We start from the raw sequence: 11,347 nt of genomic DNA, 5'->3' as shown, positions 1-11,347 counted from the left end.
TGTTCTACTACATAGTGACCAAGGATTCCAGTATACATCCCGCCAATATAGTCAGCTGCTCAAACGATACAGCATCCAAGCCAGCATGTCCCGGAAAGGAAACTGTTGGGACAATGCATGTATGGAGAACTTCTTCAGTCATTTTAAAGCAGAGTGCTTCTACCTTCATGTTTTTCATTCTGTAAAGCAGGTCGAACACGCCGTTAAGCAGTACATCCATTTCTACAACCATGAACGCTTTCAAAAGAAACTAAACAACCTGAGCCCCTACGAATACAGGACTCAGGCTGCTTAAATATTGCTTTTTGTTAATTGTCTACTTGACAGGGGTCACTTCAAAATAAGGGTTCTTTTGTTATTTTATCTGATGAATTGTGTTTCGCTTCAATTGGTCATAGTGAATTAGAAATTAGGCACGAGTCGAACAAGTTTATCCGCGGTACCATCCCCGTTCTTATCGCCATTGTTGCTGGTGACGAAATAAAGGGAACCGTCTGGTGCTTCAACAATATCGCGGATGCGCCCATATTTATTTAAGAATAAATACGTAAGATTATTACTATCGATTGTAGGTTTGCCGTTCTGTTCTGTGACAACCATACGAATGATCTGTTTGCCTTTCAAATTGGTTACTAGTAGATTTCCGGCCCATGGACCTTGCGTTACAAAAGTCATGCCAGAAGGAGCCCAAGTTGTGCCATTGGCATAAATAAGTGGAGGCGTTATGCCAGGTTGATTCTGGTTACTGCCCTCATATTTAGGCCAACCGTAATTGTTACCGGGCTGAACGAAGTTGATCTCATCCTTAGAGGACTCACCATGCTCCGATATAAATAAACGATTCGTTCCAGGTTGCCATGCTATTCCTTGAGGATTCCGATGTCCTCGGCTATAGATCGGAGAGGAAGCCCCAAACGGATTATCGCTTGGAATCGTGCCGTCTAGATTCAGGCGGAACATTTTACCTCCGAGGTAGTTCAACGTATCATCTGTATTCCCATAATTACCATCACTGAAATACAGTTTATTGTCTGGGCCTATTTTCACACGCCCACCATTGTGATAGACCGCACCAGGAAGATTTGTAATAAGCACCTTGTCTTGTGTAGCCACGTTGTTATTTTCTTTAAGGCGTACGACCTGATTGGCTACTTTATTATCAGATGTTTTGTAAGAGTGGTAGATATACATGTAATGATTGGTCGCAAAATTGGGATCAAGTGCTAGACCTAATAATCCACCTTCGCTCTTAGGCATATAATAGAAAGGAGAAGGAAGCGTCATGACAGGGGTTGATTTCAATTGCCCATTCACAACGACACGAATTCTACCACTATTACGTTCCGTGAAGAAGATGCGTCCATCCGGCGCTAATGCGATAGCCCAAGGGGTTTCTAAATTACTTGCGACAACTTCTGGGGTATAAGGATCTGAAGAAGTTGTGTTTGTCTTTACAGACAATGCTGTGCTTGCTGCGGAAATGTTTCCTGCTAAATCTCTTGCCTTTACAGTGAAACTGTATGAAGTATTAGCTGTAAGCCCAGTCACATTAAAGGAAGTCGTAGGTGTGCTACCCGCAAGTGTTCCATTTCTATAAATGTCATAGGCATACACGCTCACGTTATCAGTAGAAGCTGTCCATGCTAGATTGACTGACGACGATGTTTTGCTGGAACTTACAAGAGCTGTAGGGGTAGTTGGAGCTTGAGTATCGATTTGGCCGGTTGTTGTAACGGTGAGTGGACTACTGGCATTTGAAACATTTCCTGCAGTATCTTTTGCTTTCACAGTGAAGTTATAAGTGGTGGATGGTGTCAATCCGCTAAAGGTATATGTGGTACTTGTAACATTCGCTTGTGTTAATACATTGTCTTTATACACGTCATAATCCTTCACACCTACATCATCGAGTGACGCGGTCCAGGAGATGTTAGCTGTTGTACTCGTAACCGAGTTTGCCAGTAAGTTGGTTGGTTCAGTAGGAGGGAATACATCCCCCGTGGCGTTTACTTTCACCTTATCAAATGTTGCCGTACTTAAATTGGATACATTATGACTAGTAACGGCCAAACCTACATACAAGGAGGCATTCATGCTTAGCGTAACATTACCTAAATCGCCCCAATTCAACCCATTGTTGGATACGTAGCCTTTTATGACATTTCCTTTACGTTCAAGCTTTACCCAGTATGGACTCGTCGAGGCTATTTTTACACTTTGAGAGGTTCCGCCCGTATCCGTACGGTACTGAAATGTGAACCCGTTAGCGGGGGTCAGTAATAAATCGACATGTTTGGAATCAGCATTCAGTGTTTCTCTTATCATGACACCTGCTTTTGCAAAATCGTGAGGATTGGTCTGAGAAGAGATTAATGCAATGATGGATCCATCTCCGGTCCATGGCTGATATACATAATTGAGCTGATCTGTTTTACCCCAAATGTCTGTACCTGCGCCACTTACAGTAAATTTATCATTGCTCGGATCGTACGAAGAGGTGCCTGTTATAGCAGGCGAACCAATGATTTGTTGCTTCCACGGATTAGGAAGAGCAACAGCTGCCACCGGGGCTGCATCAGTTGCAACATCAGCCACTTCAGTTACATTAGTTACTTCATTTACATCGGATACTTCAGATACTTCAGCAGAACCGTGTGCAGGTAATACAGTAAATAGTAAACAAATGGAGAGACATAAACCCATTATTTTAAACGGTTTAATCATCAGTACACATCCTTTTAGGTATTGGAATGGCATTAAGAGATTACTATAAAACTATAAAACTAATTGGATCCTCCCCTCATAAAGTTAAAACGCTTATACTTTCAGGAATATATTACCACATATATTTATTTATGTATTACTATTCCATTAAAATGATGGGATATTTATTTTGCACATGGATAACTACCCCTATTAATAAAGGAAAATAATGCTTTTCATCTATTTGCGTCTTTTAACAGAAACCATGCGTCTAATCCTTGTAAACTTCATGAAGAACTACAAAAACATACATCACAATATGAGGAGTTTAAATAATGAAAAAACAAATGATTGCAATATGTACTGCTACCGTTTTAATCGGATCGGTAATCGGAATTCAAAGCATCACAAAGGCAGATCGTTCAGAGACGCTCTCACCACAAAGTTCACAGCAGCAGATGTCCAAATCAGAAATGGTAATAATCAGCAAAGAAACATCCGCAACATTTCGTAACATTAAAGCAGATCAGATCGAACAATTCATGTTGACAGGCAAGGCTAGCGTATTTGAAGGCACGTATCAATACGTTGTAAAGCAAGGTGAGCGCGTGATCATGAAAGGCTTCGGGACGGCATCGCAAGGTGGACCCGAATGGGGTAAGATTTCACAAAACATCTCAATACCAAAAAGTAAACTAAGCGGCAAAGAGCCATTAATCGTTGAAATATTTGAAATAGATCAAGAGAGTGGCGCAGTTGTAAACAATCTTGCTGCTCCATTGAACGCAAGTGAAACAAGAAATAACCAGGTGTTTCGTAAAATCAAACTTACTCCTGCCATAAAAACAACGACTGAATATATAGTGACAGGTCAAGCCAGCGTATTCGAAGGTACCTATCAATATGCCGTGAAGCAAGGTGAAAGTGTGATCGTGAAAGGCTTCGGGACGGCATCGCAAGGTGGACCCGAATGGGGTGAGATTTCACAAAACATCTCGATTCCTACAAATAAGCTATCCGGCAACCAATCATTAACACTAGAATTATATGAAATAGATCAAGAGAGCGGCGCTGTTGTAAATAAACATACGGTGCCACTGAACGTAATTAATAAAGTAGACAATCAAGCGTTTCGTAATATTAAGGTTGCCCCTGCCACAAAAATAACGACTGAATTCTCTGTGAGTGGCGAAGCTAGTGTATTTGAAGGCACCTATCAATATGTCATGAAGCAAGGTGAACGCGTTATCGGGAAAGGCTTCGGGACAGCATCGCAGGGTGGGCCGGAATGGGGTACGATTTCACAAACCATTTCTATTCCAAATAGTAAACTTAGCAGTAAACAGTCATTAACACTTGAATTGTTTGAAGTAGATCAAGAGAGTGGCGCTATCGTAAATAAACTAATCGCTCCATTAAACGTAAGTCAAACGGTGAACAACCATGTGTTTCGAAATATTAAGCTTGTTCCTACCATAAAAACAACGATTGATTATGCAGTGACAGGTGAAGCCAGCGTATTCGAAGGTACCTATCAATATTCAGTAAAACAAGGTGAGCGTGTTATAGTCAATGGCTTTGGTACAGCATCACAAAGTGGACCTGAATGGGGTACGATTTCACAAAACATCTCGATTCCCACAAGTAAGCTATCCAGTAACCAATCATTAACACTAGAATTATATGAAATAGATCAAGAGAGCGGCGCTGTCGTAAATAAATTGTCATTAAGTCTGAAATAATTGTCATGTATTCCATCACGTATAATGAGCGGCAACCATGGTGAGCCTGAAGGTGTGAGGGCTATCATATGTATTCGTGTTGGTAAATCTATTCAAATGACAAGTGGGAAGGAAGAGTGCAACACGTGGAGCAAGAAGAATTGGTAGTAAAAGCAATTACTGGTGATGAAGATAGTTTTACCTTGCTCATGAACGAAATGCAGGGGCGATTATACCGAATGGCATTGTCATATGTGAGGAACAAGGATGATGCGCTCGAAATTGTACAAGAGACAGTCTACAAGGCCTATATTTCCATTCATAAATTACAGAAGCCGCAATATTTCAGCACATGGCTTATTAAAATATCCGTAAACTGTGCCCTAGACTATATTCGTAAATCCAAAAAAATCATTTATATGGGTAAAGATATTGAAGACAGCTATGTCCCCGATGATAGAGGAGTTGCGATCGATTTATATGAAGCCTTGCGTGTTCTGGATAAGAAAACGAGACTCGCGATCGTCATGAGGTACTTTGAGGATATGCCGATGAAGGAAATAGCAAATATATTGGATATGCCGTTAAGTACTGTCAAATCGATAATATACCGAGGACTGGAGAAATTAAAAATAAATCTGGAGGAGAGTGAGTACAATGGATGATAAACTGAAACGATTACAGCAAGCCTATAATGATATCGAAATTCTTGATGAGCTAACTTTGGCCACTCGTCGAGGAATTGAAAAAGGTAAGCTTCATCAACAGAAAACCCGTGCAACAGAACGCCATGTGAAATGGATTGCGTCCAGTGTGGCAGCTATGTTTATCTTTTTCACGATCAGTATCAATACGTTACCTGCCTTCGCAGGAAGTCTAGAACAGGTGCCGGTACTCGGCAAACTAGTGAGTGTATTACATTTCTCCAAAGGGAACGCCGGAGGCGGAGTTATTCAGGATGGAACAGACGTTAATTTTATTACGGTGAAGCAACAGGAGGGTAGTGATCAAATTATTTTGAACTTTGCGCAAAATAATGAACCACAGCAGATAGCAAATTCATTTCATATGAAATTTACTGAATATCCTAATACAATGACGATTTCCGTTGGTGGGGCAAGAAGATTCTCCGCTGCAAAAGATCTTGAGACGTTGAAACAAAGCAACTACATTCAAGATGCATACCAAATCATTACGATGGACGATTCAGCCATACGGTTTAATATCACTTTTAATGAACCTGTTAAGTATGAGGTGAAAGAATATAAAGATCCAGCACAGGTCGTCATTAAGCTAACATCTGATAAGGAGAATACTGTAAAGCTTTCGCCTGTATACTCTCTAAGAACGATGTCGATGCCCTATGGAGAGGAAATAGGTATGGCTGAAGAAATGCTGTTTGAGTTAGAGGGATTACGCGTATTAAAAGATCAGCAAGGCTCATTCTTGGTGGAGGCCGGATATTACAATACGGAAGCTGAGGCTTTGGCTCAGTTGAAACGAATTCAGAGTGAATCTGGCGTTGATTCGTTACTTATCGAAAAAAGATCAAACCTACAAATTCCGGAGTTCATTTCTACTGAAAAGAAATAATGTATAAAACCATATAATAAAAGTAATCGACCGCAATTAAGCGGTCTTTTTGTGTATAAATAGATATGGGGATTTAATAGTTAAATTATGGTTATATTATTGAGGCAACATAACAATGTGAAGAAATATTCAGCAAATCGTAGGGATTAACTTGATAATAAATTAATTATGATCATTTGAGATCTAAAAATAATTCATGGTATGAACTATAATCGAAAAGATATTTAAGTGAACAGTCGAATAATTCAAAAACTTGAATTATACATTTATAAAAAGCTTCTTACAACAACTCTGATAACATAAACAGTAAAATGATTCTTGAAGTCAAACAGAAGAGTATATAAGAGATGATTTTAGAGGGAACGAGACAAAATAAATTAGATAGCGAATTTACCATGAAGAAGCTCAAATGAGTCCTATTCGTAATGAATCGCTAATACTTAAACACAAAACCCGTATTTTGTACATATGTATGTGTAAGTAAAAAGGAAGTCAAGTTCGCTCTTTCCTTTTATTTGTCTAATGACACAATACTCCCCTCATAAGTGACACAAATCTCCCCTTATTTGCTTCAGGTGGCTCTTATCTTTATTGTAATGAGGGGAAATTTGTGTCATTAGTAAATTATAAGGTTGTGAACGCTGTCGAAGAATGTTGAATTGTTATCACTCTTATATCCCGTCAACCATGAGGGGGAAATTTGTGTCACTTCTCTTTATTTAATGGCGATATATACTGGAAATCAAACAATTTAGAACACGTCATTTCACGATAGAAATTTTTTTATAATAGCGATCTAAATTATGTTGTATTAAACTTTTTCAATTATCAGTTTTATTTACTGCCTCACGCATCTCCAAATCATTTAAATGAGTGTATATCATAGTTGTTTGAACTGATGAATGACCTAATTGATCTCTTAATTTAGGCACGTCATTATTTTCTTGATGGTATCTGGTTGCAAACGAATGGCGTAAAGTATGAACTGTTATAGTTGGTTTACCAAAGGCCTTCACATATTTTTCAACAAGCTTTTCAATAGCTCTACCGGTTAGTCTCCTATTTTTACTTTTTGGGCCGATTGCCGCTGCAATGAATAAAGCCTTATTATCTTTATCAACTTTATATTTTGCTTCCCGAATATTAAAGTATTGTTGAAGATCGAATAACGCTGTATCACTGAAGTAAACATACTGTTCTTTGTTTCCCTTACGAATTACTCGAATATGACCTTTTTGCGTATCTATGTCACGTAGATCTGCTCCTGCGACTTCAGACAGGCGTAATCCTGATCCCAAAATAAGAGATATAATTGCAGTATCTCTCTCCCGATTAAATTGATGGAAATTATAAATTTTTTTTTTGTCTTTGTTTATAATTCCGTAATCATTAGCAACGAATTCTCTGAATTTTTCAAAATCGTCTGAACCACGTAGAATCTTACCACCGATACGAATGGCAGTTGTATTCTGATCCTCTTTCACAGCATTTAGTTCCATTTTAGCCATGATATTACGTAGTATGTATGGTTTTAATTCCTTCGTTTCTGCTTTATTCTGTAGATAATCAAATAGTGACTTTAAAGAAGATAATTTTCTATTAACTGTTAATTTGGAGTTCTGAAGATTAAATTCTAAATGGGATAAAAAACTCTCTACTTCTAAAATAGTTAATGTTTCTAGAATATTTAATGGTATATCTTTACGCTGTCCATCAAAGATTCCTTCTGATGTAATCCAATCAAAAAAAATTATATAATCATAACAATAGTTGAGTAGTGTGGTGGGAGATAATTTTCTACGTTTGTTTGAAATAAACTCTTCAACATACCATGGCAATAGTATGGTTTTTTCTAAAATTCTCTGATTATAGTGGTGTTTTTCGTCTTTATCCATTAAGCCCTCCAATTAGGAAGAATATCAACATCCATTTATTACCTATTTTAGATCATTAATATTATTTCGTCAAATTACTATTTTACGTAATTATATTGATTTCGAGTATAAATATGAAAATAGGATTATAAACGCCTTGCCTCTCCCTTCTATCTTGAAATTTTTATGGTTGCTTAGATTTTAAGGAAGTTTTTGCTTGTCTTAAGAAATCAACTGGATATATGATTTATTAACTTCTTAAGAGATCATTTCAGATTAGTCTACAACTAGACTTTAATTTAAAGAAAAACCCTCCATATAAAAACAGGAAGATTATTATCTATTCTTATTTCTACTTTAAATGTAAGAAATATATATAGTTGAAATATTACATTTAGTGCCTCAGATAATTTTATTTAGTGTATTTTTCATTAAATTTAGAGTAAAACAATATATAATATCATGTGAGAATTAATCTAATAATTCTATGCGGTTTTTTTCGTGTTTTGCAGAGCTACCCGATTTGCCTCATCCTTTGTCTGAGGACAAGAACATGTACCCATTCCCATTCCCTCTTACTTCTTATGTTCTTATGGACGTTATGAATATCATCAATGTTAACTGCCCGTTAGCCATTCATGCAGCGCAAGAGCGGTGCTGCACCACAGAGGATGAAAATGGGTACCCCTGTCTATACTGTTTGTACGGCTGGCGAAGAAGGTCGATAAGCTATGGTGCCATAGAGCCCAACCGTTAGTCTGACTCCGACCACCACGGTGCATCACAGAATGTCGCACCCTATATGGGTAGCACTCATGGGAGATTAATCCTTTTTTGGTTGTTGCACCAGCCTTGCCTTTTTGTTTGTTGTCTATATGATGTTTTTTGTGCTTAAAAGATCTAACAATCTCTATATGATTACTCAAGAGGCTCAGCCTTTTTTTTAAAAGTGTTATTCTTGGTTTGCTTTATTATGCTCTTTCTCAGGTTTTGAGCTAATTTAATTTTCATGGGAGCTTAATCATCTTAGTCCACCGTAACATATTCTTGGCCTATGTCGATTAGCATTAGATATTATTGTCTTCCGACAGATGCCGTGTTGTGGAGTACAATTGATTCGAACCCGCGGATAACGGTACAAGTTCTTGTCCATTGTCGGCAATAAGTACAAGTTCTTGTCCTCTTACAAAAAAAATGTCGGTGGATGCGCAAAGACAATAATTTGTTCCCATAAAACAAAAAAAACGTGATTTACGCGGATATTAATCGGAATATATTCTTGTCATCTTACAACGGTCGGTTGTACGTCGACCGCGCCGCCTATTCAAAGATTCCCGCCCGCTTGCCGTTGTGCCCACCCCGGCTCAGATGAAAAGCTACAATCTGTGTCTGTCCTACTCTCTTTCAAACAATTGCTTATGCTTATTGAAAAATCGATAAAAAAATTGTACATTGTCTAGTTCAAACCATTCTGCTGTTTGAAGAGGCTTGGCATCCAGATTATAAATTTTTGCATGTAACGTGCCTAAAACAAAGGGAGAATGAGTGGCAATAATAAATTGTCGGAGGACAAGAACATAGTCCCTTGTAGGACAAGAACTTGGTCACTTACCCGATTAAACCCTGATTTCCAGAAAAAAAGGAGTCCTAATTATAGGGCTCCTTTTTCAGTTGTGACCTCACCTCCTCCCAATAAAAAACGCCGCCGTATGGGCAGCGTCTGCTTAACGTCAAGGTCTTATTAAAACTTCAACGTACAAATCACCTTGATCACTATAATGGTCATTTTCTAGACCTCTTGGGTTGCCAATGAGGAGTTTAATAAAAAGAGCAGGATACCGAAGCACCTGCTCATCAATTTGTATTATTTAACTATCGTGTCCCGTTAGTTCAATCATGATTAACTTACAAAGCTAATCACATGTTCAGTATTCCAAATTATTATTAATTTTTTTCATCTCTTTTGCTGGTACTCCTGCAACGACAGTATTCTCTGGAACATCTTTAGTCACAACTGCTCCTGCCGCAACAACAGAGTTGTCCCCAATCGTCACGCCGGGCAGTATGGTTGCGTTTGACCCGATCCATACGTTTTCCCCAATTATAACTGGAGAGGGATATGTTGTGTTTCTCGTCGCCAAAGGTAACCCATGATTAAGTGTAGCAATCGTGACATTCATACCAACCATTGTACCGTCTCCTATACTAATTCCACCTCTATCTTGGAAGGAACAGCCTGCGTTGAAAAACACATTCTTTCCTATACTAATATTTTTCCCGAAGTCTGTATAAAACGGCGGGAAACACATAAAAGACGAATCAACTTTATTGCCTGTTAGTTCACTAAAAATCTCCACTATTTCTTCTCTTGAATGATAGGAAGTATTCAATTCCATCGTGATCTTTTGAGCTTGAAAACTACATTGAATTAATAATTCATGCAATTCTTTATCCTCACCCGAAATTGGGCTGCCTTTCTTACAAAAGTCTATAAAATCTTTCATGTCCATTTTTAAAAATCACCTACCTAATTTAATTATACTTCTTGTTTTGTTTGGCGAATAATCAGATCACATTATCAGTATATTACACAACTCTCATAAACCAAATCCATTATTACGCTAAACTGCCCGTTAGCTTAATCACGAACATAAAATACCCCGCCGACCAATTAAGGTTAGTGGGGTATTTCACTGATATTTTCGGATTGCCTAACGATACTTCCGTATATGTTACGACTAATATAATACAATTGGGACAATCTCTATTAATTACTACTATTTTCTACTTATTCATCTAGATACAGAACGCACTGGTAATGATGACCAACAAAATGAAGAGAACTAAAATTGCCGCTGTATTTCCACCAACACCGCAACATCCACCAAATCCCCCAAGAACTCCACTCATAGTAGTTCCTCCTTCAAAGCCAGACTGTACTGCAAGTCTCATTGGTGAAAGTGAAAATACTGTAGCTGTTTTTGACTAAGGCTCTATTAATGCTCCTATAAAAGTGATTGCTCCGATAGCATTTCCTGTACCGACAATAGTTAGTGCAACTAGCGAATACGTAACATTTCCAGTTCCAGGGGTTAGATCAACGTGGTCAACACTGGTTGCTACAAATGTGTTATTTCCAGCTGCATGCTGATTAATGCTAAAGATTATGGTTGCTCCACGGAGAACTTGTAATTGAATTGCTGTAGTACCTGCCGTAGACTGCCAACCAACGATTCCAGTTAACCAAATACTGCTTCCTGCAGGAACTCCCGTTATTGTGATCGTTTTTAATGTAGTTGCGACTGCGCTTAGTGGGATTGCTGAGCTCCCTGTTGTATTTGGCGTATTCTCGGATACCTGAAATTGTTGGAAGGACCCTTTTGGACCCGTTGCCCCTGTTACGCCAGTAGCTCCCGTTGCCCCTGTTACTCCTGTTACTCCTGTTACTCCTGTTAC

The 11,347-nt window shown here is 38.4% G+C and carries 8 protein-coding genes and 1 pseudogene; 4 read left to right on the top strand and 5 right to left on the bottom strand.

The window, feature by feature from the left end:
* Nucleotides 1-85 precede the first annotated feature (85 nt).
* The gene (locus BW961_RS28630) at nucleotides 86-295 is read left to right on the top strand and encodes an IS3 family transposase (protein WP_425298723.1); all 210 of its coding nucleotides are present in this window, start codon (nucleotides 86-88) and stop codon (nucleotides 293-295) included.
* A 107-nt stretch (nucleotides 296-402) separates the two neighbouring features.
* Here BW961_RS28630 and BW961_RS28625 read toward each other — a convergent pair whose 3' ends face one another.
* Nucleotides 403-2,724: a PQQ-dependent sugar dehydrogenase gene (locus tag BW961_RS28625; RefSeq protein WP_082867665.1), complete on the bottom strand. Its 2,322-nt coding sequence runs from the start codon at nucleotides 2,722-2,724 to the stop codon at nucleotides 403-405.
* A 314-nt stretch (nucleotides 2,725-3,038) separates the two neighbouring features.
* Here BW961_RS28625 and BW961_RS31460 point away from each other — a divergent pair, with 314 nt between their 5' ends.
* From BW961_RS31460 to BW961_RS28610, 3 genes are all read left to right on the top strand, one after another.
* A complete protein-coding gene (locus BW961_RS31460) occupies nucleotides 3,039-4,445 on the top strand; it encodes a Gmad2 immunoglobulin-like domain-containing protein (RefSeq protein WP_068591297.1) in 1,407 nt (468 codons plus the stop codon).
* 125 nt (nucleotides 4,446-4,570) lie between these two features.
* A complete protein-coding gene (locus BW961_RS28615) occupies nucleotides 4,571-5,089 on the top strand; it encodes a sigma-70 family RNA polymerase sigma factor (RefSeq protein WP_068591299.1) in 519 nt (172 codons plus the stop codon).
* A complete protein-coding gene (locus tag BW961_RS28610) occupies nucleotides 5,082-6,017 on the top strand; it encodes a hypothetical protein (RefSeq protein ID WP_068591301.1) in 936 nt (311 codons plus the stop codon). Before BW961_RS28615 ends, BW961_RS28610 begins: the two co-directional genes overlap by 8 nt.
* 821 nt (nucleotides 6,018-6,838) lie before the next feature.
* On the opposite strand, the gene xerS is transcribed toward BW961_RS28610, so the two are convergent.
* From xerS to BW961_RS28590, 4 genes and pseudogenes are all read right to left on the bottom strand, one after another.
* On the bottom strand, nucleotides 6,839-7,912 hold the full coding sequence (gene xerS, locus BW961_RS28605) for a tyrosine recombinase XerS (protein WP_068591304.1): 1,074 nt from the start codon (nucleotides 7,910-7,912) through the stop codon (nucleotides 6,839-6,841).
* A 1,904-nt stretch (nucleotides 7,913-9,816) separates the two neighbouring features.
* Nucleotides 9,817-10,401 (bottom strand): sugar O-acetyltransferase, encoded by a 585-nt coding sequence (locus BW961_RS28595; protein ID WP_068591306.1) that lies wholly within the window; start codon nucleotides 10,399-10,401, stop codon nucleotides 9,817-9,819.
* Nucleotides 10,402-10,687: 286 nt separating this feature from the next.
* Nucleotides 10,688-10,801 (bottom strand): sporulation protein YjcZ, encoded by a 114-nt coding sequence (yjcZ, locus tag BW961_RS29675; protein WP_082867666.1) that lies wholly within the window; start codon nucleotides 10,799-10,801, stop codon nucleotides 10,688-10,690.
* A gap of 75 nt (nucleotides 10,802-10,876) precedes the next feature.
* Nucleotides 10,877-11,347: pseudogene (locus BW961_RS28590) on the bottom strand (collagen-like protein); the annotation flags it as partial.

The sequence above is a fragment of the Paenibacillus macquariensis genome (assembly GCF_900156375.1).
GTDB classification, from domain to species: domain Bacteria; phylum Bacillota; class Bacilli; order Paenibacillales; family Paenibacillaceae; genus Paenibacillus_AQ; species Paenibacillus_AQ macquariensis.
The sequence above is the reverse complement of the archived record's forward strand: the minus strand, read 5'-3'. Positions and strand labels throughout refer to the sequence as shown.